Origin of the sequence: Cupriavidus mimosae (assembly GCF_023952485.1) — a bacterium.
Lineage (GTDB): Bacteria > Pseudomonadota > Gammaproteobacteria > Burkholderiales > Burkholderiaceae > Cupriavidus > Cupriavidus taiwanensis_C.
In genome coordinates this window covers 472,210-498,066 of sequence record NZ_JALHRY010000002.1, presented here as the reverse complement: position 1 = coordinate 498,066, position 25,857 = coordinate 472,210, and the positions used below count along the sequence as shown (strand labels likewise).

The 25,857-nt window shown below is 68.5% G+C and carries 25 protein-coding genes; 9 read left to right on the top strand and 16 right to left on the bottom strand.

What is annotated here, in order from left to right; translation table 11 throughout:
• Positions 1–130 precede the first annotated feature (130 nt).
• The 3 genes from yajC to queA form a co-directional block, all read right to left on the bottom strand.
• Positions 131–457, bottom strand: coding sequence for a preprotein translocase subunit YajC (gene yajC, locus MKD50_RS06290; protein WP_012353816.1), 327 nt, complete (start codon positions 455–457; stop codon positions 131–133).
• A gap of 189 nt (positions 458–646) precedes the next feature.
• The gene (gene tgt, locus MKD50_RS06285) at positions 647–1,777 is read right to left on the bottom strand and encodes a tRNA guanosine(34) transglycosylase Tgt (protein ID WP_115704660.1); all 1,131 of its coding nucleotides are present in this window, start codon (positions 1,775–1,777) and stop codon (positions 647–649) included.
• Positions 1,778–1,793: 16 nt separating this feature from the next.
• Positions 1,794–2,864 (bottom strand): tRNA preQ1(34) S-adenosylmethionine ribosyltransferase-isomerase QueA, encoded by a 1,071-nt coding sequence (gene queA / locus MKD50_RS06280; RefSeq protein WP_252666666.1) that lies wholly within the window; start codon positions 2,862–2,864, stop codon positions 1,794–1,796.
• A gap of 220 nt (positions 2,865–3,084) precedes the next feature.
• Between queA and recG the strand changes: the two genes are divergently transcribed.
• From recG to ubiA, 5 genes are all read left to right on the top strand, one after another.
• On the top strand, positions 3,085–5,277 hold the full coding sequence (gene recG, locus MKD50_RS06275) for an ATP-dependent DNA helicase RecG (protein WP_252666665.1): 2,193 nt from the start codon (positions 3,085–3,087) through the stop codon (positions 5,275–5,277).
• A 121-nt stretch (positions 5,278–5,398) separates the two neighbouring features.
• Positions 5,399–6,349 carry a LysR substrate-binding domain-containing protein gene (locus MKD50_RS06270; protein ID WP_115681089.1) on the top strand — a complete coding sequence of 317 codons (951 nt, stop codon included), beginning with the start codon at positions 5,399–5,401 and terminating at the stop codon, positions 6,347–6,349.
• A 406-nt stretch (positions 6,350–6,755) separates the two neighbouring features.
• A complete protein-coding gene (locus MKD50_RS06265) occupies positions 6,756–8,198 on the top strand; it encodes a catalase (RefSeq protein ID WP_252666664.1) in 1,443 nt (480 codons plus the stop codon).
• Positions 8,199–8,355: 157 nt separating this feature from the next.
• Positions 8,356–8,841, top strand: a complete 486-nt coding sequence (locus MKD50_RS06260; protein WP_092306463.1) for a Dps family protein — start codon at positions 8,356–8,358, stop codon at positions 8,839–8,841.
• Between the two features lie 141 nt (positions 8,842–8,982).
• Positions 8,983–9,840: a 4-hydroxybenzoate octaprenyltransferase gene (gene ubiA, locus MKD50_RS06255; protein ID WP_115704654.1), complete on the top strand. Its 858-nt coding sequence runs from the start codon at positions 8,983–8,985 to the stop codon at positions 9,838–9,840.
• Between the two features lie 99 nt (positions 9,841–9,939).
• Here ubiA and proC read toward each other — a convergent pair whose 3' ends face one another.
• On the bottom strand, positions 9,940–10,776 hold the full coding sequence (proC, locus tag MKD50_RS06250) for a pyrroline-5-carboxylate reductase (RefSeq protein WP_115704652.1): 837 nt from the start codon (positions 10,774–10,776) through the stop codon (positions 9,940–9,942).
• A gap of 43 nt (positions 10,777–10,819) precedes the next feature.
• Positions 10,820–11,509: a YggS family pyridoxal phosphate-dependent enzyme gene (locus MKD50_RS06245; protein WP_252666663.1), complete on the bottom strand. Its 690-nt coding sequence runs from the start codon at positions 11,507–11,509 to the stop codon at positions 10,820–10,822.
• A 66-nt stretch (positions 11,510–11,575) separates the two neighbouring features.
• On the opposite strand from MKD50_RS06245, the gene MKD50_RS06240 reads away from it, so the two are divergent.
• From MKD50_RS06240 to MKD50_RS06230, 3 genes are all read left to right on the top strand, one after another.
• Positions 11,576–12,619 carry a type IV pilus twitching motility protein PilT gene (locus MKD50_RS06240; protein WP_115681084.1) on the top strand — a complete coding sequence of 348 codons (1,044 nt, stop codon included), beginning with the start codon at positions 11,576–11,578 and terminating at the stop codon, positions 12,617–12,619.
• A 34-nt stretch (positions 12,620–12,653) separates the two neighbouring features.
• Positions 12,654–13,793: a PilT/PilU family type 4a pilus ATPase gene (locus MKD50_RS06235; protein ID WP_115704648.1), complete on the top strand. Its 1,140-nt coding sequence runs from the start codon at positions 12,654–12,656 to the stop codon at positions 13,791–13,793.
• A 64-nt stretch (positions 13,794–13,857) separates the two neighbouring features.
• Positions 13,858–14,352: a glutathione peroxidase gene (locus MKD50_RS06230; RefSeq protein ID WP_115704646.1), complete on the top strand. Its 495-nt coding sequence runs from the start codon at positions 13,858–13,860 to the stop codon at positions 14,350–14,352.
• A gap of 3 nt (positions 14,353–14,355) precedes the next feature.
• On the opposite strand, the gene MKD50_RS06225 is transcribed toward MKD50_RS06230, so the two are convergent.
• The 11 genes from MKD50_RS06225 to MKD50_RS06175 form a co-directional block, all read right to left on the bottom strand.
• The gene (locus tag MKD50_RS06225; protein ID WP_115704644.1) at positions 14,356–15,045 is read right to left on the bottom strand and encodes a helix-turn-helix transcriptional regulator; all 690 of its coding nucleotides are present in this window, start codon (positions 15,043–15,045) and stop codon (positions 14,356–14,358) included.
• A gap of 22 nt (positions 15,046–15,067) precedes the next feature.
• A complete protein-coding gene (locus MKD50_RS06220) occupies positions 15,068–15,439 on the bottom strand; it encodes a VOC family protein (protein WP_197716315.1) in 372 nt (123 codons plus the stop codon).
• Positions 15,440–15,524: 85 nt separating this feature from the next.
• Positions 15,525–16,250 (bottom strand): LrgB family protein, encoded by a 726-nt coding sequence (locus MKD50_RS06215; RefSeq protein ID WP_082819011.1) that lies wholly within the window; start codon positions 16,248–16,250, stop codon positions 15,525–15,527.
• Positions 16,247–16,633, bottom strand: a complete 387-nt coding sequence (locus tag MKD50_RS06210; protein ID WP_062801674.1) for a CidA/LrgA family protein — start codon at positions 16,631–16,633, stop codon at positions 16,247–16,249. Before MKD50_RS06210 ends, MKD50_RS06215 begins: the two co-directional genes overlap by 4 nt.
• 176 nt (positions 16,634–16,809) lie before the next feature.
• Positions 16,810–18,063 carry a glycolate oxidase subunit GlcF gene (gene glcF / locus MKD50_RS06205; RefSeq protein WP_252666662.1) on the bottom strand — a complete coding sequence of 418 codons (1,254 nt, stop codon included), beginning with the start codon at positions 18,061–18,063 and terminating at the stop codon, positions 16,810–16,812.
• A gap of 42 nt (positions 18,064–18,105) precedes the next feature.
• Entirely contained in the window at positions 18,106–19,209 is a 1,104-nt protein-coding gene (glcE, locus tag MKD50_RS06200) for a glycolate oxidase subunit GlcE (RefSeq protein ID WP_252666661.1), read from the bottom strand.
• A gap of 35 nt (positions 19,210–19,244) precedes the next feature.
• Positions 19,245–20,174, bottom strand: a complete 930-nt coding sequence (locus MKD50_RS06195) for an ion transporter (RefSeq protein WP_115704634.1) — start codon at positions 20,172–20,174, stop codon at positions 19,245–19,247.
• An 8-nt stretch (positions 20,175–20,182) separates the two neighbouring features.
• A complete protein-coding gene (locus MKD50_RS06190) occupies positions 20,183–21,709 on the bottom strand; it encodes an FAD-linked oxidase C-terminal domain-containing protein (protein ID WP_252666660.1) in 1,527 nt (508 codons plus the stop codon).
• Between the two features lie 260 nt (positions 21,710–21,969).
• Positions 21,970–22,518: a GNAT family N-acetyltransferase gene (locus tag MKD50_RS06185; RefSeq protein ID WP_252666659.1), complete on the bottom strand. Its 549-nt coding sequence runs from the start codon at positions 22,516–22,518 to the stop codon at positions 21,970–21,972.
• Between the two features lie 12 nt (positions 22,519–22,530).
• A complete protein-coding gene (locus MKD50_RS06180; RefSeq protein WP_115681073.1) occupies positions 22,531–23,421 on the bottom strand; it encodes a LysR substrate-binding domain-containing protein in 891 nt (296 codons plus the stop codon).
• A gap of 13 nt (positions 23,422–23,434) precedes the next feature.
• The gene (locus MKD50_RS06175; RefSeq protein ID WP_240072583.1) at positions 23,435–24,865 is read right to left on the bottom strand and encodes an FAD-binding oxidoreductase; all 1,431 of its coding nucleotides are present in this window, start codon (positions 24,863–24,865) and stop codon (positions 23,435–23,437) included.
• A 307-nt stretch (positions 24,866–25,172) separates the two neighbouring features.
• Here MKD50_RS06175 and MKD50_RS06170 point away from each other — a divergent pair, with 307 nt between their 5' ends.
• Entirely contained in the window at positions 25,173–25,733 is a 561-nt protein-coding gene (locus MKD50_RS06170) for a cob(I)yrinic acid a,c-diamide adenosyltransferase (RefSeq protein WP_115704626.1), read from the top strand.
• Positions 25,734–25,857 lie beyond the last annotated feature (124 nt).

The following is a 25,857-nucleotide window of genomic DNA, read 5'->3' as shown; positions in this document are numbered from 1 at the left end:
CAAACAGCCGCCTGGCAGCCGCGGAGCGAAGCCGCAGGGGCTTCGTCGGGCTGGATCAGGCGGCTGCCGGGGCATGCGCGAACGGGCATGCCGGAAAAGACAAAGGCGGGATTCGCGAGCGATCCGGGGATCAGAGCGCCTTCAGCGAGCCTTTGGGCAGCACCGTGGTCACGGCATTCTTCTGCACCGTGATCTCGGTGCCTTCGGCGATTTCCAGGCTGACGTACTGGTCGGTAACCTTGGTCACGCGGCCCAGGATGCCGCCGGCGGTGACGACTTCGTCGTTCTTGGCCAGCGCTTCGAGCATTGCCTTGGCTTCCTTCTGGCGCTTCATCTGCGGGCGGATCATGATGAACCACAGCACACCAAACATCAGGATGATGGGCAGGAAGCTCATCAGGCCGCCAGCCGCGCCGCCGGCACCGGCGGTCTGGGCAAATGCGTTAGAAATCAGCACGTTGATTCTCCGTCACAAAGTCAGTCAATTAATCGAACATTCTACCATTCGCACTCAGCCCGCCTTTGGCATTCTAGGGCGGAATACGGGTTTGTTCGGGTGCGCTGGGGGCAACTTGGAAGGCAGGCCGCCGGCGTCGACCGGCTATTCGACCGCGGGCGGCGCGAAAGTTCGCGCCGCCCGCGGTTGTTACTGCGTGCCGCGCGCGCGGTCGGCGGCAAACTGGCGGCGGAAATCGGCAAAGCGGTGCTGCTCGATCGCCTCGCGCACCTCGCGCATCAGCTGCAGGTAGTAGTGCAGGTTGTGGATGGTGTTCAGGCGCGCGCCCAGGATCTCGCCCACGCGGTGCAGGTGGTGCAGGTAGGCGCGCGAGAAATTGCGGCAGGTGTAGCAGGCGCAGCTCTCGTCGAGCGGGCGCGGGTCGTTGCGGTGCGCGGCGTTCTTGATCTTGACGTCGCCGTAGCGGGTGAAGAGCCAGCCGTTGCGCGCGTTGCGGGTCGGCATCACGCAGTCGAACATGTCGACCCCGGCGGCGACGCCGGCGACCAGGTCTTCGGGCGTGCCCACGCCCATCAGGTAATGCGGCTTGTTGGCCGGCAGGCGCGGCGCCACGTGTTCGAGCACCCGCATCATGTCTTGCTTGGGCTCGCCCACCGACAGCCCGCCGATGGCAAAGCCGTGGAAGTCCAGCTCCGACAGGCCCGCCAGCGACTCGTCGCGCAGGTCTTCATACATGCCGCCCTGGACGATGCCGAACAGCGCGTTGGGGTTGGCCAGCCGCTCGAACTCGTCGCGCGAGCGCCTGGCCCAGCGCAGGCTCATGCGCATCGACTTGGCGGCTTCCTCGTGCGTGGCGGGGCGGCCGTCGATCTCGTAAGGGGTGCATTCGTCGAACTGCATGACGATGTCGGAATTCAGCGTGCGCTGGATCTGCATCGAGATCTCGGGCGACAGGAAGAGCTTGTCGCCGTTGACCGGCGAGGCAAAGGTGACGCCATCTTCGGTGATCTTGCGCAGATCCCCCAGCGAAAACACCTGGAAGCCGCCGGAGTCGGTCAGGATCGGCTTGTCCCAGCCGATAAAGCGGTGCAGGCCGTCATGGGCATTGACCACGTCCAGCCCCGGGCGCAGCCACAGGTGGAAGGTGTTGCCCAGGATGATCTGCGCGCCGATCTCGTTCAGTTCCAGCGGCGACATCGCCTTGACCGAGCCATAGGTGCCCACCGGCATGAAGATCGGCGTTTCGACCACGCCGTGGTTCAGCGTGACGCGGCCGCGGCGGGCGTTGCCGTCGGTGGTGATGAGTTCGAAGTTGAGCATGTCGAATAGTCTGAGATCAGGCCGCGGCGGCGGCGTCCGGCTGCCGGGTCAGCAGCATGGCGTCTCCGTAGCTGAAGAAACGGTAGCGCTGCTCGACCGCATGGCGGTAGGCGGCGCGGATAACTTGCACCCCGGCCAGCGCCGACACCAGCATCAGCAGCGTCGACTTGGGCAGGTGAAAGTTGGTGATGAGCGCGTCGACCAGGCGGAAGCGGTAGCCGGGCGTGATGAAGATATCGGTGTCGCCGCTGCCGGGGGCGAGCGTGCCGTCGGCCTGCGCGGCCGATTCCAGCGCGCGCAGCGAGGTGGTGCCGACCGCGATCACGCGGCCGCCGCGCGCGCGCGTGTCGCGCACCGCCTGCGCCAGGTCTTCGGAGATCGCGTACCACTCCGAATGCATCTTGTGCTCGGCCAGGTTCTCGGTGCGCACCGGCTGGAAGGTGCCGGCACCCACGTGCAGCGTCAGGAAGGCGCGGCGCACGCCGGCGGCATCGAGCCGGGCGAACAGCGCGTCGTCGAAATGCAGGCCCGCGGTGGGCGCGGCGACCGCGCCGGGGCTGCGCGCGTAGACGGTCTGGTAGCGGGTCTCGTCGTAGGCGTCGGGGTCGTGGGTGATATACGGCGGCAGCGGCAGGCGGCCGTAGCGCTCGATCAGATCCAGCGCCGGCTCGGGGAAGCGCAGCGTGAAGAACTGGTCCACGCGCGGGCCCACGGTCACGGCGAAGGCGCTGTCGGCCAGGTGCAGGGCGCTGCCTTCGGCCGGCGTCTTGGACGCGCGCACCTGGGCCAGCACGGTATGGGTGTCGAGCACGCGCTCCACCAGCACCTCGACCTTGCCGCCGCTAGGCTTGTGGCCAAAGAAGCGGGCCTTGATCACGCGGGTGTCGTTGAACACCAGCAGGTCGTCCGGACGCAGGTAATCGACGATATCGCTGAAGGCGTGGTCAACCATGCGCACCGCGTCGGTGGTGTCGCCGGGGGCGAGCCGCTCCACCACCAGCAGCCGGCTGGCGCTGCGGTCGGGCAACGCGCTCTGGGCGATCAGTTCGGGCGGCAGCGGAAAGTCGAAATCGGAAAGCGTCAACATCGTGGGAGGGGCGGTCTGCAGGCTGTGGCGGAGGCGCGCGCCGGGCACGGCGCATCACTCCGCTGCCCGGGTTGGCAGCCGGCATGGGTACAATCGGCGAATCCGATATTGTAAGGCCACGGGCGCGCTTGCCGCCGCGCCGGGCGTGATACCGGCCATTCGCCGGCGCCACGCCAGCCAGTCCAGAAGCCCGCAGCGAGCGCTGCCAACTTTTCCACAGATGCCCGGAACCGCCGCCGAACCGATCCAGGACCCTGCCGACGCCCACGACGCCAGCGACACGGCGGCGCCCGCGCGCGGCAAGGCCGGCGCGGCCAAGGGCAAGGCCGCGGGCTCGGGCGCGTCGACAGCCGCCGCGCGGCTGGCCAAGCTGGGCCTGCGCCGCCCGGTCGATCTGGTGCTGCACCTGCCGATGCGCTACGAGGACGAGACCACGGTGGTGCCGATCGCCGAGGCCATCCACCGTGCCGGGCTCGGGCTGCCGGCGCAGGTGGAAGGCGAGGTCATCTCCAACGAGGTCACATTCCGGCCGCGCCGCCAGCTGGTGGTGAAGCTTGCCGACGACAGCGGCGAGCTGACCCTGCGCTTCCTGAACTTCTACGGCAGCCAGACCAAGCAGATGGCCGAAGGCGTGCGCCTGCGCGTGCGCGGCGAGGTGCGCGGCGGCTTCTTCGGCGCCGAGATGGTCCATCCGACGGTGCGCCCGGTGCTGGCGGGCGAGGCGCTGCCCGACCGCCTGACGCCGGTGTATCCGTCCACCGCCGGCATCCCGCAAGCCTATTTGCGCAAGGCCATCGGCGGCGCGCTGGCGCGCACCCCCTTGCCCGAGACGCTGCCGCAGCCGGTGCTCAAGGGGCCGCTGGCGCGCCTGCAGCTGCGTGCGCTGGCCGACTGCCTGCGGCTGCTGCACGCACCGCCGCCACAGGAAAGCGAGGCCGCGCTGGCCGACCGCTCGCATCCGGCCTGGCAGCGCGTCAAGTTCGACGAACTGCTGGCGCAGCAGATTTCGCTGCGGCGCGCGCACGCGGCGCGCCGCGACAAGACCGCGCCGACCATGCCGCGCCGCGAGGGCGGGCTGCTGACGCGCTTCCTGGCGGCCCTGCCGTTCCGGCTTACCGGCGCGCAGCAGCGCGTGGTCGGCGAAATCGCCGCCGACATGAGCCTGCCGCATCCGATGCACCGGCTGTTGCAGGGCGACGTGGGCAGCGGCAAGACCATCGTCGCCGCGCTGGCGGCGTGCCAGGCCATCGATGCCGGTTTCCAGGCGGCGCTGATGGCGCCGACCGAGATCCTGGCCGAGCAACATTTCCGCAAGCTGTCGGCGTGGCTGGAGCCGCTCGGCGTGCCGGTTGCGTGGCTGGCCGGCAGCCAGAAGGCGCGCGACAAGCGCGCGGCGGTGGCGCGCGTGGAATCGGGCGAGGCGCAACTGGTGATCGGCACCCATGCGCTGATCCAGGACACCGTGCGTTTTGCCAGGCTGGGGCTGTCGGTGGTCGACGAGCAGCACCGCTTCGGCGTGGCGCAGCGCCTGGCGCTGCGCGGCAAGGCCGGTGCGGCCGAGGCGCCCGCTGCCATCAGCGCGGCCGAAACCGTGCCGCACCAGTTGATGATGTCGGCCACGCCGATCCCGCGCACGCTGGCCATGACCTACTACGCCGACCTCGACGTCTCGGTGATCGACGAGCTGCCGCCGGGGCGCACGCCCATCGTCACGCGCCTGGTCAACGACGAGCGCCGCGACGAGGTGATCGGGCGCATCCACCATGCCGCCGCCGAGGGCCGCCAGGTCTACTGGGTGTGCCCGCTGATCGAGGAAAGCGAGGCGCTGCAGCTGCAGACCGCGGTCGAAACCTACGACACCCTGGTGGCCGCGCTCCCGGACCTGCGCGTGGGCCTGGTGCACGGGCGCCTGCCGCCGGCGGAGAAGGCCGCGGTAATGGATGACTTCAGCGCCAATCGCCTGCAGGTGCTGGTGGCCACCACCGTGATCGAGGTCGGCGTGGACGTGCCCAATGCCTCGCTGATGGTGATCGAGCATGCCGAACGCTTCGGCCTGGCGCAGCTGCACCAGCTGCGCGGCCGGGTCGGGCGCGGCAGCGCCGAGTCGGTCTGCCTGCTGATGTACCAGGCGCCGCTGTCGCCCACCGCGCGCGAGCGCCTGGCGACCATGCGCGAGACCACCGACGGCTTCGAGATCGCGCGGCGCGACCTGGAGATCCGCGGCCCGGGGGAATTCCTCGGCGCGCGCCAGTCCGGCGAGGCGATGTTGCGCTTTGCCGACCTGCAGACCGATGCCTGGCTGGTGGAGTACGCCCAGGCGGCGGCCGAGCTGATGCTGGCGCACTATCCGGAATCCGTCGAAGCGCATCTGTCGCGCTGGCTGGGTGGGCGCGAGCACTACCTGAAGGCCTGATTGACGTCTTGCTGGGCGGCTTTGTGCCGGAGCCGGCTCATACCGGCTCGCGTGAAGTGGGCACTCTGACAGATCCGGCAATCGAAGGTAAAATCTATCGCCTACCCGGATTTGATAAGTCATGACGCTCACCGAACTCAAGTACATCGTCGCCGTGGCGCGCGAGCGCCATTTCGGCCGGGCCGCCGAAGCCTGCTTCGTGTCGCAGCCGACGCTGTCGGTCGCCATCAAGAAGCTGGAAGACGAACTCAACGTGCAGATCTTCGAGCGCGGCACCTCCGAGGTGTCGGTGACGTCGGTCGGCGAGCAGATCGTGGCGCAGGCCCAGCGTGTGCTGGAGCAGACCATGGCCATCCGCGAGATCGCCAAGCAGGGCAAGGACCCGCTGGCGGGGCCGCTGCGCGTTGGCGTGATCTACACCATCGGGCCGTACCTGCTGCCGTCGCTGGTCAAGCAGATGATCGACACCGTGCCGCAGATGCCGCTGATGCTGCAGGAGAACTACACCCACAAGCTGATCGAGCTGCTCAAGCAGGGCGAGATCGACTGCGCGGTGATGGCCGAGCCGTTTCCCGATTCCGGCCTGACGGTGCGCCCGCTCTATGACGAACCCTTTGTCGTGGCGGTGCCGCGCGGCCACCAGCTGGCGCAGGTGCACGCGGTCGACCCCGAGGAACTGAAGCAGCAGACCATGCTGCTGCTGGGCAGTGGCCACTGCTTCCGCGACCACGTGCTGGGCGTGTGCCCCGAGCTGTCGCGCTTTTCGCAGGCGGCCGACGGCATCCAGAAGACCTTCGAGGGCTCGTCGCTCGAGACCATACGCCATATGGTGGCCAGCGGTGTCGGCATCACCGTGCTGCCGCGCACCTCGGTGCCCGACCTGAAAGCCAAGGGCGACATGCTGTCGTACGTACCGTTTGCCGACCCCGTGCCCGACCGGCGCGTGGTGCTGGCCTGGCGCAAGAGCTTCACCCGCCTGCCGGCAATGGAAGCGCTGGCCAACGCCGTGGCCGCGTGCGACCTGCCCGGCGTGCGCAAGCTCGACGCCAAGGAACTGGCCGAAGCCGCCTGAGCGTCGCGTCGAAGGACTGGCCATGCAACGGCCGCAGCGGAGTCTCCGCTGCGGCCGTTGTCATTTCTTCTCCCCTGATTGGCTATTTCGCCGCGTTGTCCTGGGATGGTCACCTGCCGCTGGCCTAAGTTGCACTAACCCCAAATAGATTTGACCTAATACATAGGTATAAATAATTAAATTCTCAACCTAATAGATAATTTGTAGACTGGCTCCTGTCGATGCGGATGGCCTCGACGCAAGACAGGAACCGATGATGAGCACCAGCGCCCAGTCACTGACAACGACACCGACCCAGCCCCGTTTTTCCCTCCGCATGGGGCGCTGCCTGCTCGATTGCCTGGCCTGCTATGCCGCGGCGCACTGACGCGGCATTCCGTTTCAGCCCACCCACAAAGAGGAAAAGATGAGCAAGAAGGACACTCTCACCACTGCTGCCGGCGCACCGGTCGCCGATAACCAGAACTTGCAGACCGCGGGCCCGCGCGGCCCGATGCTGCTGCAGGACGTCTGGTTCCTCGAAAAGCTGGCCCACTTCGACCGCGAAGTCATCCCCGAGCGCCGCGTCCACGCCAAGGGCTCCGGCGCCTACGGCACGCTGCGCATCACGCACGACATCACCCAGTACACCAAGGCCTCGGTGTTTGCCGAGGTCGGCAAGGAAACGCCGCTGTTCATCCGCTTCTCCACCGTTGCCGGCGAGCGCGGCGCGGCCGACGCCGAGCGCGACGTGCGCGGCTTCTCGATCAAGTTCTATACCGACGAAGGCAACTGGGACCTGGTCGGCAACAACACGCCGGTGTTCTTCGTGCGCGACCCGCTCAAGTTCCCCGACTTCATCCACACGCAGAAGCGCAACCCGCGCACCAACCTGCGCGATCCGATCGCGGTGTGGGATTTCTGGTCGCGCCACCCGGAATCACTGCACCAGGTCACCATCCTGATGAGCGACCGCGGCCTGCCGCAGAACTACCGGCAGATGCATGGCTTCGGCTCGCACACGTACTCGTTCATCAACGCCAATAACGAGCGCTTCTACGTCAAATTCCACTTCAAGTCGCAGCAGGGCGTGGAGAACTGGACCAACCAGGAAGCGGCCAAGGTGGTGGCCAACGACCGCGAGAGCGCCCAGCGCGACCTGTTCGACAATATCGAGCGCGGCAACTTCCCGCGCTGGAACCTGCGCGTGCAGATCATGCCGGAGGCCGAGGCGGCCAGGTACCACATCAACCCGTTCGACCTGACCAAGGTCTGGCCGCACAAGGACTACCCGCTGATCGACGTGGGCGTGGTCGAGCTCAACCGCAACCCGGACAACTATTTTGCCGAGGTCGAGCAGGTGGCGATGAACCCGGCCAATATCGTGCCGGGCATCGGCTTCTCGCCCGACAAGATGCTGCAGGGGCGGCTGTTCTCCTATGGCGACACGCAGCGCTACCGCCTGGGCATCAACCACGCCCAGATCCCGGTCAATGCGCCGAAATGCCCGTTCCACAACAGCTTCCACCGTGACGGCGCGATGCGCGTGGACGGCAACCAGGGCGGCAAGCTCAACTACGAGCCCAACCGCGAAAGCGCCTACGCGGCCAGCGAGCGCGCGCTCGAGCCGCCGCTGGCACTGGACGGCGCCGCCGACCGCTGGGACCACCGCGTCGACACCGACTACTACAGCCAGCCCGGCGCGCTGTTCCGCCTGTTCGACGAAGGCCAGCGCCAGCGCCTGTTTGCCAATATCGCCGCGGCGATGCAGGGCGTGCCGGAGGCTATCGTGCGCGTGCAGCTGGAACACTTCAGCAAGGCCGACCCGGCCTACGGCGAGGGCGTGAAGCGCGCGCTCAACCTGCAATAAGCGCCCGCCCGGCAACGGCCCCCCGGCGCGGGGTTTGGCCCGGACCGTTGCCCGGTGCAATAATGCGGGGTACCGCGCCGCCCGGCCCCCGAATCGCCGCGATTCGGCAAGCCCGGCGGCGCTCCTCGTGGCTATACCAGAACGGAGCGTATCTACCATGGCAAAGAAGAACGAGATGAGCGTGAATATCGGTATTTCCGACAAGGACCGCAAGAAGATCGCGGAAGGTCTGTCCAAGCTGCTGGCGGACACCTATACCCTCTACCTCAAGACCCACAACTTCCACTGGAACGTGACGGGTCCGATGTTCAATACGCTGCATCTGATGTTCGAGACCCAGTACAACGAGCTGGCGCTGGCCGTGGACTCGATCGCCGAGCGTATCCGCGCGCTGGGCTACCCGGCCCCGGGCACCTACAAGGAATACGCGCGCCTGTCGTCGATCGCCGAGGAAGAGGGCGTGCCCGAGGCCACCGACATGATCCGCAAGCTGGTCGAAGGCCAGGAAGCCGTGGTGCGCACCGCGCGTTCGATCTTCCCGGTGATCGATGCCGCCGGCGACGAGCCCTCGGCCGACCTGCTGACCCAGCGCATGCAGACGCATGAAAAGACCGCGTGGATGCTGCGCTCGATGCTGGCCTGAGGCCGGCCCGCTCTCCTGGCTGCCGCGCCCGCGGCGGCCGGCACTGCGCGTCGCAGCCGTCCGGGCTGCGGCGCGTTTTCATTGAATCGCCCGCCCCGGATCCACGCCGTGCAGACTCTCTCGCCGTTGCCCCCGACCCCCATGCTTGAACGCCTTGCCCTCTACGCGCGCCTGGTGCGCATCGACAAGCCCATCGGCACGCTGCTGCTGCTGTGGCCGACGCTGTGGGCCATGTGGATGGCGGCGGACGGGCCGCCGCGCTGGGCCCTGTTCTGGATCTTCGTCGCCGGCACTTTCCTGATGCGCTCGGCCGGCTGCGCCATCAACGACTGGGCCGACCGCGACTTCGACAAACACGTCAAGCGCACGCGCGAGCGCCCGCTGACGGCCGGCAAGATCGCCGCGTGGGAAGCGCTGGCGGTGGCCGCCGTGCTGGCGCTGGTGGCGTTCATGCTGGTGCTGCCGCTGAATGCGCTGACCAAATGGCTGGCGGTGGTGGCGGCGGTGGTGGCGGGCACGTACCCGTTCTTCAAGCGCTTCTTCGCGATTCCGCAGGCCTACCTGGGGATCGCGTTCGGCTTCGGCATCCCGATGGCGTTCGCCGCGATCCAGGACCAGGTGCCGCCGGTGGCCTGGCTGATGCTGCTGGCCAATGTGTTCTGGGCGGTGGCGTATGACACCGCCTATGCCATGGTCGATCGCGACGACGACCTGCTGATCGGCATGAAGACTTCGGCCATCACCTTCGGGCGCTTCGACGTGGCGGCGATCATGCTGTGCTACGCCGCGTTCTTCGCGCTGATGGCGTGGGCGGGCGCGCTGCTCGGCCTGGGGTGGCCATACTGGGTGGGGCTGGTTGCTGCGATCGGCTGTGCCGGCTATCACTACACGCTGATCCGCGAGCGCGACCGGATGCGATGCTTCGCGGCGTTCCGGCACAACAACTGGCTGGGGGCTTGCGTCTTTGCGGGGACGGCGCTGGCGTATGCGGTGCGGTGATTGATTCCTGCCGGTTTGCTCCCCTCTCCCGCTTGCGGGAGAGGGGAGCTTGCGCGAGGGGCGGCAGCCAGTTCAGGGCAACTGTGGCCTTGCCGCGCCTCAATCCTTGCCGAACTCTGCCCCCATTTCCTTGCCGCGCGCCGCGGCCGCGTGCATCGCGCGCACAAAGGCATCGGCGATGCCGGAGGCTTCCATCGAGGTCAGCGCCGCATAGGTGGTGCCCCCCTTCGACGTCACGCGCTCGCGCAGCGTCGCCACCGGTTCTGACGACTGCCCCGCCAGCGTGGCCGCGCCGCGGAAGGTTTCCACCGCGAGCTCGCGGCCCTGTTCGGCGCTGAGCCCCAGTTCGGTGGCGGCGCGCTGCATGGCCTCGATGAAATAGAACACATAGGCCGGGCCGCTGCCGGAAATCGCGGTGACCGCGTCGATCTGGTCATCGCCATCGACCCACACGCACTTGCCTACGGCCTCGGCCACGGCGCTGGCAATCGCGCGGTCTTCTGCCGACAGCGCGGCCGGTGCGGCCAGGCCCGTCATGCCCATGCCCGACAGCGCCGGCGTATTCGGCATCGCCCGCACCACGCGGTTGCGCCCGTCGAGCCAGCGCTGCATGTCCTGCAGCCGGATGCCGGCGGCCACGCTGATCACCAGGTTGCCCGGGCCATCGGCCGGCAGGTGCGGCAGCAGTTGCGCCGCCGCGTCGCGGAACTGCTGCGGCTTGACCGCCAGCACCAGCACATCGCTGGCGCCGAAGGCGGCGTCCGGCGCTCCGGCGGCATGCACGCCTAGGTCGCGCGCCAGGCGCTGCTGCGCTTCCGGAAACGGGTCGACCACGCGGATCGCGCCGGCGGGCACGCCGCGCGCGATCAGGCCGCCGATCAGTGCGGAAGCCATGTTGCCGCCGCCAAGAAAGCCGAAGGTGAGGGTGTCGAGCATGAAGGTCTCTGGGGTCTGAAAGATTCCGGTCGGGGCGCGGACGTCAGCCGCGCGCGCCGAAGATGGCGGTGCCGATCCGCACCAGGGTCGCGCCCTCGGCGATGGCGGCGTCCATGTCGCCCGACATGCCCATCGACAGCGTGTCGAGAGCCAGGCCATCGGCGCGCAGCGCCTGCAGCATGGCGCGCATGGCGGCGAACGGGCGGCGTTGCGCGGCGGAGTCGTGCGCGGGCTCGGGAATCGCCATCAGCCCGCGCAGCCGCAGCTTGGGCAGGGCGGCGACCGCATGCGCCAGCGCCGGGACCTCGGCCGGGGCGACGCCGCTCTTGCTGGCTTCGCCGCTGATATTGACCTGGATGCAGACCTGCAGCGCCGGCATGCCGGCCGGGCGCTGGGTCGACAGCCGCTCGGCGATCCGGAGCCGGTCGATGGTGTGGACCCAGTCGAAATGTTCCGCCACCGGCCGGGTCTTGTTGCTTTGCAACGGGCCGATGAAATGCCATTGCAGGTGGCCGCGCAGGTCGGCCAGCGCGGCGATCTTGTCGATACCTTCCTGGACGTAGTTCTCGCCGAATTCGCGCTGTCCGGCGGCGTATGCGGCCCTTATGCGGTCGGGGGAAACGGTCTTGGAAACGGCCAGCAGGGCGACGTCCGCGGGCTGCCTGCCGGCCTGTTGTGCTGCCGCCGCAATGCCCTGGCGTACGGCTTGCAAGTTGGCGGCAATCACAGACATAATCCGGCGAACATATATATAAGGTACGTCAAGTACCGATAACAAATCAGGGTGGGGTCATTATAGATGGACATCGCGCAGCTATTGGCTTTCGCCGTCAAGAACAAGGCGTCCGATCTTCATCTGTCCGCGGACATGCCGCCGATGGTGCGGATCCACGGCGACATGCGGCGCATCAACGTCGCCTCGATGACGCACAAGGATGTCCACGCCATGGTGTACGACATCATGAGCGACACCCAGCGCAAGGCCTACGAGGAACGCCTCGAAATCGATTTCTCGTTCGAGATCGCCGGCCTGTCGCGCTTCCGCGTCAATGCCTATAACACCCAGCGCGGCGCCGCCGCGGTATTCCGTACCATTCCGTCCAAGGTGCTGACGCTGGAAGAGCTGCGCGCGCCGGCGGTGTTCGCCGACCTGTGCATGAAGCCGCGCGGGTTGGTGCTGGTGACGGGCCCCACCGGCTCGGGCAAGTCCACCACTCTGGCGGCGATGGTCGACCATCGCAATGAAAACGACATGGGCCACATCCTCACGGTGGAGGACCCGATCGAATTCGTGCACAGCTCCAAGAAGAGCCTGATCAACCAGCGCGAGCTGGGGCCGCATACGCATTCGTTTGCCAACGCGCTGCGCTCGGCGCTGCGCGAAGACCCCGACGTGATCCTGGTGGGCGAATTGCGCGACCTGGAGACCATTCGCCTGGCGCTGACCGCGGCCGAGACCGGCCACCTGGTCTTCGGCACGCTGCACACCAGCTCGGCGGCCAAGACCATCGACCGCGTGGTCGACGTGTTTCCTCCCGAAGAGAAAGACATGGTGCGCACCATGCTGTCGGAATCGCTCGAGGCGGTGATCTCTCAGACGCTGCTGAAGACCCGCGACGGCAACGGCCGCACCGCCGCGCACGAGATCATGATCGCCACTCCCGCGATCCGCCACCTGATCCGCGAAAACAAGATCGCGCAGATGTACTCGATGATGCAGACCAGCAGCGGGCTGGGCATGCAGACCCTGGACCAGTGCCTGTCGGACCTGATCAAGCGCAGCGTCATCAGCTACAGCGACGCGCGCGCGATTGCCAAGAACCCGGACGCGTTCATGGGCTGAGGCCCGCCTTTTCTTCCTCCAGCAGGACACCGCCATGCTCGACCGCGAATCCGCCGCCAAGTACATCAACGACCTGCTCGAGCTGATGGTCAGCAACCGCGGCTCGGACCTGTTCATCACTTCGGACTTCCCGCCGGCGATCAAGGTCGACGGCAAGATCACGCCGGTGTCGCAGCAGCCGCTGAACCCGACCCAGGCGCTGGGGCTGGTGCGCTCGGTGATGAACGAGCGCCAGGTGCAGGACTTCGACACCAGCCGCGAATGCAACTTCGCCATCAGCGCGCCCAAGGCCGGGCGCTTCCGTGTGTCGGCCTTCATCCAGCAGGGCAAGGCCGGCATGGTGGTGCGCACCATCAATACGCGCATCCCGTCGGTGGCCGACCTGGACCTGCCGCAGACGCTGCATGACGTGGTCATGGCCAAGCGCGGCCTGGTGATCGTCACCGGCGCGACCGGTTCGGGCAAGTCGACCACGCTGGCGGCGATGCTGGACCACCGCAATGCGCACTCCTACGGCCACATCATCACCATCGAGGATCCGATCGAGTACGTGCACGCGCACCAGAACTGCATCGTCACGCAGCGCGAGGTCGGCATCGATACCGAGTCCTGGCACGTGGCGCTGAAGAACACGCTGCGCCAGGCCCCCGACGTGATCCTGATCGGCGAGATCCGCGACCGCGAGACCATGGAGTACGCGATGCAGTACGCCGAGACCGGCCACCTGTGCCTGGCCACGCTGCACGCCAACAATGCCAACCAGGCGATCGACCGCGTGGTCAACTTCTTCCCCGAGGAGAAGCGCCAGCAGCTGCTGATCGACCTGTCGCTGAACCTGAAGGCGATGATCTCGCAGCGCCTGCTGCCGCGCGCCGGCCGCAAGGGCCGCGTGCCGGCGGTTGAGATCATGATCGGCACGCCGCTGGTGGCCGACCTGATCTTCAAGGGCGAGATCCACGAGCTCAAGGAAGTCATCAAGAAGTCGCGCGAGCAGGGCATGATCTCGTTCGACCAGGCGCTGTTCGACCTGTACGAGCAGGGCAAGATCACCTACGAAGACGCGCTGCGCAACGCCGACTCGCTCAACGACCTGCGCCTGATGATCAAGCTGCACAGCACCCAGGCCAAGGACTCGGACCTGGGGGCGGGCACCGAACACCTCAACGTCATCTGAGGGCTGCGCCTTGCTGCGCATTGCCGCGCGTGGCGGTATGCTTGGCTATCTACAGGAGTCTGCCATGAGCAATGTCTACCAGTTCGAAGCCAACTCGCTCGCCGGCCAGCCGGTGCCGCTGTCGCAGTTCCAGGGCAAGGTGATGCTGGTGGTCAATACCGCCAGCGAATGCGGTTTCACGCCGCAGTACGAGGGCCTGCAGAAGCTCCATGACGAGTACCACGGGCGCGGCCTGGAGGTGCTGGGCTTTCCGTGCAACCAGTTCGGCAAGCAGGAGCCGGGCGATGCGCAGCAGATCGGGCAGTTCTGCGAGACGCGGTTCGCGGTGCGCTTCCCGATGTTCGCCAAGATCGACGTCAACGGCCCCAACGCCCATCCGCTGTACCAGTGGCTGACCACCGAAAAGCGTGGCGTGCTCGGTACCCAGGGCATCAAGTGGAATTTCACCAAGTTCCTGCTGCGCCGCGACGGCACCGTGTTCAAGCGCTATGCGCCGACCACCAAGCCGGAAGAGTTGCGCGCCGATATCGAACGGCTGCTGTCCGACCCCGCTGCCTGAGCTTCAGGCGCCGCTGGCGCGCACTGCGCGCAGGAAGCCGTTGAGCGAGCGGTCCGGGGTTTCGTGGAACTGGTCGTCGAGCATGCGGATGGCGCGGCAGCGGTCCAGCCGGAAGCTGCGGTAGTCCTCGCGCGTGGTGCACCACGTCGCCAGCAGCCAGGCATTGCCCCAGAAGAACAGCCCCAGCGGCATCACCACGCGTTCGGTGATGCGCTGCTGCACGTCGCAGTAGTCGAGTTGCAGCAGCTTGTGCGCGCCCAGCGCGCCATGCACCACGTCGAAGGCCTCGCGCACATGCGCCTGGTTGACGTATTCGGGCGCAAACACGCGGCTTTGCTGCGCCGCCAGCCGGCGCGGCGGCGGCAGCGCCGCCATCAGTTTCTCCAGCGCGGGATCGGCCGCGGCGGCCAGCGCGCCGCCGCCCCAGGCCTTCAGCAGCCGCAGGCCGGCGACCAGCGCTTCCACTTCCATGGCACTGAACATCAGCGGCGGGACGTCGAAGTCGGCGCGCAGCCGGTAACCGATGCCGGCCTCGCCCTCGACCGGCACGCCCGATAGCGACAGCGCCTGGATATCACGGTAGACGGTGCGTTCCGAGACCCCGAGCCGCTGCGCCAGCAGCGCCGCCGTGGTCAGGCGGCGGCCGCGCAGCACCTGCACGATCTGGAACAGGCGGTCGGCGCGACGGCTCATCCGTCAGCGTGGCCCATGGCGCTCATCCGGCCACCGGCTCGTGCAGGCCGATGCGGTTGCCTTCGCTGTCGGTGATGTGCGCGATGCGGCCGATCTCGCCCGGCAGGCGCAGCGGCCCGAACACGGTCTTGCCGCCGGCGCGCGCCGCGCGTTCCAGCAGCGCGTCGAGTTCCGGCGCGTGCAGGTACGGCACCGTGCCGTAGTAGTTGCTGGGCCGGTAGCCTTCGCCGGCGACCAGCGCGCCGCCGGGATCGGGGTGCGGGAACACGGCCATGTCGACCTGGCTCATGGTTTCGCGGCGCAGCCGGATATCGAAGACCTGCTCGTAGAAGCCGATGGCGCGGGGCATGTCGACGACGGGGATTTCCAGCCAGTTGATCAGACGATGGCTCATGATGGGCTCCTGGGTTCCATAGGTAGGGGAGTGAGGAGCTCGCATCATGCGCGGGGGCTGCTGACAGCGTGCTGTCAGGAGGATGTCAGTGCGGCATCCACGCCGCCATCACCGGCACCAGGATCGCGGTCAGCACGCCGTTCAGGCCCATGCCGAGCGCGGCGAAGGCGCCGGCTTCCTGGTTGACCTGGAACGCGCGCGCGGTGCCGATGCCGTGCGCCGCCACACCGGTGGCGAAGCCGCGCACGCTGTAGTCGCGGATGCGCAGCAGGTTCAGCAGCATGGTCGCGCTGACCGCGCCGATGATGCCGGTGCCCATCACCAGCACCGCGGTCAGCGAGGGCAGCCCGCCGATCTTCTCGGCCACGCCCATGGCGATCGGAATCGTCACCGACTTGGGCGCGAGCGAGCGCACCGTTTCCGGCGAGGCCCCGAGCAGCCAGGCAATGCCCACCGCCGACACCACCGCCACCACCGAGCCCGCCACCAGTCCCGCCAGCAGCGGGAACACATGGGTGCGCAGCTTGGGCAGCTGCAGGTACAGCGGCACCGCCAGCGCCACCGTCGCCGGGCCCAGCAGGAAGTGCACGAACTGCGCGCCGTCGAAGTAGGTCTTGTAGGGCGTGCCGGTGACGGTCAGCACCGTGACCAGCAACGCCACCGCGATCATCACCGGGTTGGCCAGCGGCGAGAAGCGCGATTTCTCGTAGATGCGGAAGGCGAACACATAGGCCAGCAGGGTCGCGGTCAGGCCCACCAGCGGGCTGGCGGCAAGGTAGACCCAGATCTCGTTCAGGCGCGGCGTCATCATGCCTGTTCCCCCTTGGCGTCGGCGGGCGGCGCGTCGGGCGTGCCGGAACGCTTGCGCATCAGCATGCGCGTCACCACCGCGGTGGTGGCGATGGCCAGCCATGTGGACACCACCAGTGCAACCAGGATCGGCATCCACTCGCCCTCGATGCGGTTGGCGTGGACCATGATGCCGACGCCGGCCGGCACGAACAGCAGCGACAGGTGCTTGAGCAGCTCGGTGGTGGTGCCCTGGATCACGGGCAGCAGCCGGTCGTCGAAGACGAGCCAGCCGAACAGCAGGATCATGCCGAGCACGGGGCCGGGCACGGGCAGGGTCAGCGCGTAGCTGATCACCTCGCCGACGGACTGGAAAACCAACAGGATGGCAAAGGTCTGGAGCATGGGGGCGTGGTTGGTTGGCTCTTCCTCCCCTCTCCCATTTATGGAAGAGGGGCCGGGGGAGAGGGCGGGCGTGTCTCGAAGCGATACCGCATCTTGAACCGCTTGCCCTCTCCCCCGCCCCTCTCCCGCAAGCGGGAGAGGGGAGACAACCACAGGGCCTTGCTCCGGTCGGGGGCTTATCCCAGCATCCGGTCGACCAGTTCGATCCAGTGCATGACCGGCGTATCGGTGCCGCCCTGCAGGTGCGAGATGCAGCCGATATTGGCCGAGACGATGGCTTCGGGCTGCGTCGCCTGCAGTTTGGCGAGCTTGTCGTCGCGCAGGCGCTGGGACAGTTCCGGCTGCAGCACCGAGTAAGTGCCCGCCGAGCCGCAGCACAGGTGGCTGTCAGCGCAGAGTTTGACTTCCACGCCGAGGCCGGTCAAGAGCGCTTCGACTTTGCCGCGGATCTGCTGGCCGTGCTGCAGCGTGCACGGCGGGTGGTAGGCGACGCGCCGCCCCTCGCGCGGCACCGCGCCGGCGGCGGCATGCAGGTCGTCGGCAAAGTCCGGCAGGACCTCGGACAGGTCGCGCGTCAGCGCCGAGATGCGGCGCGCGCGCTCGGCATAGGCGGGATCGTTGCGCAGCAGGTGGCCGTAGTCCTTGACCATCGCGCCGCAGCCCGATGCGGTCATGACGATAGCTTCGGCGCCGGCTTCGACATGCGGCCACCAGGCGTCGATATTGCGGCGCATATGGTCGAGGCCGCCATCGTGGTCGCCGGTGTGGAAGCGGATCGCGCCGCAGCAGCCGGCTTCGCGCGCCACCACCAGTTGTACGCCGACACGGTCGAACACGCGCGCGGTGGCGGCATTGATGTTGGGCGACATCGCCGGCTGCACGCAACCGTCGAGCAACAGCATCTTGCGCGCATGCGTGTTGCGCGGCCAGGCGCCGGGCGCGGCGCTGGCCGACAGCGGCGGCACCTTGGCGCGCAACGTGCCCGGCAGCAGCGGGCGCATCATCTGGCCCAGACGCAGCGCCGTGCCGAACAGCGCCGGCCGCGTCAGCCCCTCGCGCAACACCCAGCGCGCGATGCGCTGGCTGGCGGGACGCCGCACGCCCTCGGCCTCGAGCTTGTCGTCGACCAGCTGGCGGCCGATGTCGACCAGCCGTCCGTAGCGCACGCCCGACGGGCAGGTCGATTCGCAGTTGCGGCAGGTCAGGCAACGGTCCAGGTGCAGGCGCGTGCTTTCGGTGATGGCGTGGCCTTCGAGCACCTGCTTCATCAGGTAGATGCGCCCGCGCGGCCCGTCCAGTTCATCGCCGAGCAACTGGTAGGTGGGGCAGGTGGCGGTGCAGAAGCCGCAATGCACGCATTTGCCGACGATGGATTTGGCTTCCTCGCCTTCGGGCGTGTCGCGGAGAAAATCGGCCAGGGTCGTTTGCATGATGTGGGGGAGTGTAGTGCCTGGATGTCTTGGCCCGCGGGCTCAGAGCCCGGGGTACATGCGCTGCGGATTGAAGATGCCGGCGGGGTCGAAGGTCTCTTTCAGGCGCCGATGGATCGCGGCCAGCGGCGACGCCAGCGGCGTGAACACCCCCATCGACTTGTCGCCATGGCGAAACAGCGTGGCATGGCCGCCGGCGGCCTGGGCCACCGCGCGCACGCTTTCGGCATCGGCCTTGGCCGAGCCCTCTTCGGGCAGCCACCAGCGCTGGCCGCCGCCCCATTCGACCAGCTGCTCGCCCGGCAGCCCCAGCGGCGCGGCCACGGTGGGCACCGCCAGCCGCCACAGCGCGCGGCCGGCGTGCGCCGGGGCGAAGAACGGATGGGTCTGCTCGCGCAGCGACTGCCACAGCGCGGCGGCGGGCGCCGGGTCCAGGCGTTCGCCGCCCAGCCGTGCGCAGGCCGCGCGCACCGCGGCGCCGGCGCCGGACAGGCGCACGTGCAGCACGCCCTCCTGCCACACCGAAGACGCCAGCGGCAGCGGCTGGCCGCCCCACTGGTTCAGTTGCCGGATGGCTTCCGCCTGCGCCATCTCGAAGCGCAGCGTGGCCTCGTCGAACGGCGCCGGCAGCACCTTGACCGAAACCTGCAGGATCAGCCCCAGCGTGCCGAGCGAGCCCGCCAGCAGCCGCGACACGTCGTAGCCCGCCACGTTCTTCATCACCTGGCCGCCGAAGTCCATTACCTCGCCGCGGCCGTCCATCAGCTGCGCGCCCAGCACGAAGTCGCGCAGCGCGCCCACCGCCTGCCGGCGCGGGCCCGACAAGCCGGCAGCGACGGCACCGCCCAGCGTCGCCACGCTGGGCTGGCCGGGCAGCGCGAAGTGGGGCGGCTCGAATGCAAGGATCTGGCGCTTTTCCGCGAGCGCGGCCTCGACCTCGGCAAGCGGCGTGCCGCAGCGCGCGGTGATCACGAGTTCGGCCGGGTCGTAGTCGACGATGCCGGTGTAGGCGCGCGTGTCCAGCAGCTGGCCTTGCGGCGGCTGGCCGTAGAAGTCCTTGCTGCCGCCGCCGCGCAGCCGCAGCGCGGTGCGGGTCTCGGTGGCTTGCCTGACGGCATCGCGGAAGGCGTCGAGGGTGGCTTGCATAGTCGTGCGAGATGGGGAGGAGGTTCTGGCCAGGCTCAGGGTCCGGTCGCGCCGTCGCGGCCGCCCGGGACTTCAGGCCGGTCGTTCTGATAGGCCGGCAGGGGGCTGCCGCAGTGCTTGCAATACTGCGCGTCGGGCTCATGCCCCTCGGTCAGGCAATGGGTGCAGGTGCGCGTGGTCAGCGGCCGCTTCATGATGCTGGCGGCCAGCTCGGCGCCGACGATGCCGGTGGGAAAGGCGATGATGCCGTAGCCCAGCAGGATCGTCAGCGAGGTGATGAACTGCCCCAGCGGCGTCCTGGGCACCATGTCGCCGAAGCCGGTGGTGGTCAGCGTCACCACCGCCCAGTACATGCTGACCGGGATGCTGTGGAAGCCGTGCTCCGGGCCCTCGACCACGTACATTACGGTGCCGAGGATCACGGTGATGATGAACACCGCGGCCAGGAACACGAAGATCTTGCGCCGGCTGTTGACCAGCGCGCGGTACAGGATCTCGGCTTCCTCGAAGTACACCGTCAGCTTCAGGATCCGGAACACGCGCAGCAGCCGCAGCAGCCGCACGTCGATCAGGAAATGCAGTTCCGGCACGAAGAACGCCAGCCAGGTCGGCATGATCGAGATGAAGTCGATGACGCCGTAGAAGCTCAGCGCATAGCGCCACGGCCGCCGCACCACCAGCAGGCGCATGGCGTACTCGGCCGTGAACAGCAGCGTGAACATCCATTCCAGCGCCGTGAAGGCGCGGCCCAGGCGCTGGTTCAGCGCCGGCAGGCTGTCGAGCATCACGATCATCACGCTGGTGACGATGGCGAGCAGCAGCGCAACATCGAAGATGCGCCCTTCGCGGGTGTCGGCCTCGAAGATGATGGTGTACCAGCGCTGGCGCCAGCCGGCCTCGGGCTGGCCCAGGCGCTGGCGCGCCACGGCTTCCTGGTGCTGGCGCCGGCGGGGATTTTCACGCATGGCCTGGCTCAGAAGCGCGGCAGCTCGGGATGCGGCAGCAGGCCCTTCTTGACGTGCATCTTGCCGTATTCGGCGCAGCGCGCCAGCGTCGGGATGGCCTTGTCGGGGTTGAGCAGCCGCGCCGGGTCGAAGGCGGCCTTGACGCCGAAGAAGGCGTCGCGCTCCGCGGTCGAGAACTGCACGCACATGGAGTTGAGCTTCTCCACGCCGACGCCGTGCTCGCCGGTGACGGTGCCGCCCAGCTCGACGCAGGTTTCCAGGATGTCGGCGCCGAACAGCTCGGCGCGGTGCCACTCGTCCTGGTCGCCGCCGTCGAACAGCACCAGCGGGTGCATGTTGCCGTCGCCGGCATGGAACACATTGATGCAGCGCAGGCCGTACTTCACTTCCATGGCCTCGATGCGCTTGAGCAGCGTGCCGATGTGCTTGCGCGGGATGGTGCCGTCCATGCAGTAATAGTCGGGCGAGATCCGGCCCGCCGCCGGGAAGGCGTTCTTGCGGCCGCTCCAGAAGCGCAGCCGTTCGGCTTCGTTCTGCGAGACCACGATGCGGGTGCAGCCCGATGCCGTCAGCACCGCGCTCATGCGCTCGATCTCCTCGGCCACTTCCTCGGGGGTGCCGTCGGACTCGCACAGCAGGATCGCGGCGGCATCGAGGTCATAGCCCGCATGCACGAACTGCTCGACCGCGGCGGTGGCGGGCTTGTCCATCATCTCCAGCCCGGCCGGGATGATGCCCGCGGCGATCACGTCGGCGACCGCGTTGCCGCCTTTCTCGACATCGTCGAAACAGGCCATGATCACCTGCGCCAGCTGCGGCTTGGGGATCAGGCGCACGGTGACCTCGGTCACCACCGCCAGCATGCCTTCGGAGCCGATCAGCACGGCCAGCAGGTCCAGCCCGGGCGCGTCGGGAGCCTCGGAGCCGAACACCACAACCTCGCCGGACATCGTCACCGCGCGCACGCGCAGCACGTTGTGCACGGTCAGGCCGTACTTCAGGCAGTGCACGCCGCCGGAGTTCTCGCTGACGTTGCCGCCGATGGTGCAGGCGATCTGCGACGACGGGTCGGGCGCGTAGTACAGGTTGTGCGGCGCGGCGGCGTCCGAGATCGCCAGGTTGCGCACGCCCGGCTGGACCACCGCGGTGCGCGAATACGGATCGACCGACAAGATGCGCTTGAACTTGGCCAGCGACAGCACCAGGCCCTCGGCGATCGGCATGGCGCCGCCCGACAGGCTGGTGCCGGCGCCGCGCGGCACTACCGGCACGCCCAGCTGGTGGCACAGCCGCAGGATGGCGCAGACCTGCTCCTCGGTGTCGGGCAGTGCTACCGCCATCGGCACCTGGCGGTAAGCGGCCAGGCCGTCGCACTCATAGGGCACGGTGTCTTCCGGCTTCCACAGCACAGCCGCGTCGGGAAGGATCTGCGCCAGGCCGGCCAGCAGCGCGTCGCGGCGGCCGTCGGCCGCGGCTGTGGCCGGAGTGTCGGCGGCGCCGGGAGCGAGGGTTTGGGCTTCGTGCGGGGCATTCATGAACGACTCCTGTGGGGTCTCCTGGACCGCGGCCTGTGGTGATCGTTTGCGGGCCGGCCGGCCGGCCGCGGCGGTGCAGTGCCAGCCGCGGGGGACGGCTGACTATAGCGCAGGCCACCAGGCGCGGGCACCACGCCGGACGTGAATTCGGCATGCCGGGCCGATCAAAAATGCTCATCATGCCCGGCGGGCACGGGCGCCGGTTTCAGCGTAGCACCGGCGGCCGGCCAGCGGAAAGGCGGGACAGGCGGGGGCTGCCTTCAGAGATCCGGCCGCGCCGGGGCGGCCGGCAGCCGCAGCACCATGTCGAGCTTGTCGTGGAAGTGCGGCGCGACGTACAACGCATCGGGCTCCAGCCCGAAGCGCTCGAAGCCGAGCGATTCGTACAAGCGCACCGCGCCCGCGCTGCCGGCATTGACGCACAGCGTGACCTGGCGCACGCCCGGCATGGCGGCGGCCTGCTGCAGCGCGCGCAGCATCAGCGCGCGGCCGAGTTTGCGCGCGCGCCAGGCCGGCGCCACGTACATGCCGAAGATCGAGGCCTTGTGCCAGTGCTTGCGACGGGGCTCGCGCATCACGCCGACCACGCCGGCCAGCGCGATGCCGGCGGGGCCGCCCGGGTTGGCCTCGAAGGCGCCGAAGATGGCCTTGTCCGCTCTCGGCGCAAGGCGTTGCGCCACCGCCTCCGGCGCCAGCTCCTGTTCTTCTTCCAGGCTGGCGGCAAAGGCTTCCGGGGCTTCGGCCAGTCCCTGCAGCCGCAGCGCGTGGAAGGCTGCGGCATCGTCGGGGGTGAGCAGGCGGATTTCCATTGGCGCAGTCTCCTACCAGTCAAGGCTCAGCAGCCAGTCGACGAAATAGCGCGCCTCGGGCTTGAGCGGCGCCTGTTCGCGCTCGACGATGTAGTAGCCGTGCGGCGATACCGATTCCACATCGAGCAGCCGCACCATCTGCCCCAGCGACAGCCAGTGCCGCGCCATGCGCTGGCGCACCAGCGCCACGCCCTGGTTGGAGGCGATCGCCTCCAGCATCAGCCCGATATCGTTGAACTGCGGGCCGGTCTGGGGCTCGGGCCAGTCCAGCCCGGCGGTCTCGAACCACGGCTTCCACGGCTCCAGCGGGCTGCGCAGCAGCACCAGGCCGTGCAGGTGCTCGGGCCGGGTGATGGCGCGGCCGTTGACGCGCTCGTAGTATTCGCGTCCGCACGCCGGGAACACCGGCTCCACCAGCAGCTTGGTGGTCTTCAGGTCGGGGTAGCGGCCGGTGCCGTAGCGGATCTCGACATCGGTGTCCTCGGCCTTGACGTCAAGGAACGGGATCGCCAGGTGCAGCTCGAGGTCGATATGCGGATAGAGCGCGCCGAACTCCGGCAGCCGCGGCACCAGGTGCTGGCGCCCGAAGGTGGGCGGGATCGCCACGCGCAGCCGCGTGCGCAGCTTGTTGTACTCGGGCCGCGCCAGCTCGTTGAGCGACTTGAGCGCGTCCTGCACGTTGCGCAGGTAGCGCGTGCCGGCGGCGGTCAGCCGCAGCGCGGCGTTGGCCCGCACGAACAGGTCTTCGCCCCACAGCTCCTCGAGGTTCTTGATCCGGTGCGAGACCGCGCTGGGCGTCACCGACAGTTCCTCGGCCGCGCGCGCGAAGCTGCCCAGGCGCGCGGCGGCCTCGAACGCGATCAGCAGGTGCAGCGGCGGGACGCGGTTGAACATGGAGGCCATCCGGTCGCAAGCTCTACTGCGCGGCGCCGCGCGTGGCGCTGAAGATCTTGCCCGGGTTCAGGATATGGTTGGGATCCAGTGCATCCTTGATCGCGCGCATCAGGTCGAGCGCGTCCTCGCCGTGCTCGTCCACCAGAAAGCGCTGCTTGTGCAGGCCCACGCCGTGCTCGCCGGTGCAGGTGCCGCCCATCGCCAGCGCGCGTTCGACGATGCGCTGGTTGATGGCCTCGGCCTCGGCCATTTCCTCTGGCTGGTCAGGGTCGACCAGGATCGCCACGTGGAAGTTGCCATCGCCGACATGGCCGACGATGGGGCATGGCAGCGCCGAGGCGTTCAGGTCCTTCTCGGTCTCGGTGACGCAGTCGGCCAGGCGCGAGATCGGCACGCACACGTCGGTGGTGACCGACTTGCAGCCCGGCTTGAGCTGCAGCATCGCAAAGTACGCGGTATGGCGCGCATTCCACAGCCGGCTGCGGTCTTCCGGGCGCGTGGCCCACTCGAAGCCCTGGCCGCCGAAGTCGGCGGTGATCTGCTGCACGGTCTCGGCCTGCTCGCGCACGCCGGCCTCGGTGCCGTGGAATTCGAAGAACAGGTGCGGGGTCTCGGGCAGGGTCAGGTTGTCGTGGCGGTTGATGGCACGGATCGCCAGCGCATCGACGAATTCCACGCGCGCCACCGGCACGCCCAGCTGGATGGTCTGGATCACGGCCTGCACCGCGCTGCCCATGCTGGGGAAGGCGCACACCGCGGCCGAGATCGCCTCGGGCTGCGGATACAGCCGCACCGTGACCTCGGTGATGATGCCGAGCGTGCCTTCGCTGCCGATGAAGAGCCGGGTCAGGTCATAGCCCGCCGACGACTTGCGCGCCTGCGTGCCGGTGCGGATCACGCGGCCGTCGGCGGTCACCACCGTCAGCGCCAGCACGTTCTCGCGCATGGTGCCGTAGCGCACCGCGTTGGTCCCCGACGCGCGCGTGGCGCACATGCCGCCCAGCGACGCGTCGGCGCCCGGGTCGATCGGGAAGAACAGGCCGGTGTCCTTGATCTCCTGGTTGAGCTGCTTGCGCGTGACGCCGGGCTGCACGGTCACGGTCAGGTCCTCGGGCTGCACCGCCAGCACCCGGTTCATCTGCGACAGGTCCAGGCTGATGCCGCCGGCCACCGCCAGCAGGTGGCCTTCCAGCGACGAGCCCGCGCCGTACGGGATCAGCGGCACGCCGTGCTGGTTGCACAGGCGCGCCACCTCGGCCACCTCTTCGGTGCTGTGGGCAAACACCACCGCATCGGGCAGCGCCGGCGGGAACGGCGATTCGTCGCGACCGTGGTGCTCGCGCACGCCGGCGGAGGTGGTAAAGCGCTCGCCGAAGCGTGCCGCGAGGGCGTCGGCGATGGCGGGCGGCAGCGGACGGCGGGCGAGGGCGGCGGACGGCGTGGGGTGGTTCATGCGGGTCTCCGGCGGGTCGGTGCGGCCTCATGGACTGAGAGGCCGCCGGCGAGCGGCCGGCGGGGTGGCCGCCGAAGGTGCCGGCGGCAGGCTGGGGCGCGACCCGGTTATCGAATGGACGAATAACTGCATTCTACGCCGCGCGGCGGCTGGTGCACCTTCCGGCGGCGAGCGCGCGGCCGATAGCCGCACAAGCGCATGGCCGCGCAAGCCGCAGCCGGTGGATGCGCCGCGCATGGCTAAGTCACCGGCTCTGGCGCGATAATGCGCCATTTCCCAACGACAAACCGCTGACAAGGAGACCGGCATGGGCAACCGCCTGTCGAAGATCGCCACCCGCACCGGCGACGCCGGCACCACCGGCCTGGGCGACGGCAGCCGCACCGGCAAGGACAGCCTGCGCATCGCCGCGATCGGCGATGTCGATGAACTGAACTGCCACGTCGGCGTGCTGCTGACCGAAGACCTGCCCGCCGCCGTGCGTGCCGCGCTGCTGCATATCCAGCACGACCTGTTCGACCTGGGCGGCGAGCTTTCCATCCCGGGCTACACGCTGCTCAAGCCCGAGCAGGTGGCGCAGCTCGACACCTGGCTGGCCGACTACAACGCCAACCTGCCGCGCCTGGCCGAGTTCATCCTGCCCGGCGGCAGCCGCGCCGCGGCCCAGGCCCATGTGTGCCGCACCGTGTGCCGGCGCGCCGAGCGCGCGCTGGTGGCGCTGGGCGCGGCCGAGGCGCTGAACGAGGCGCCGCGCCAGTACCTGAACCGGCTCTCGGACCTGATGTTCGTGCTGGCGCGGGTGCTGAACCGGGTGGGCGGCGGCTCCGACGTGCTGTGGCAGCGCGATCGCGATGCCGCTGGCAAGTAATTCAAAAGCCACATAAAGCGGCCTGCCAGCGCTGTCGGCTCAAGCCGCGGCAGCGCCTGCCGTTGAATGAGGGCAGAAACCGAGAAAATTACTCGGATTTGCCGGTTCTGCCCTTGAAAAGCCC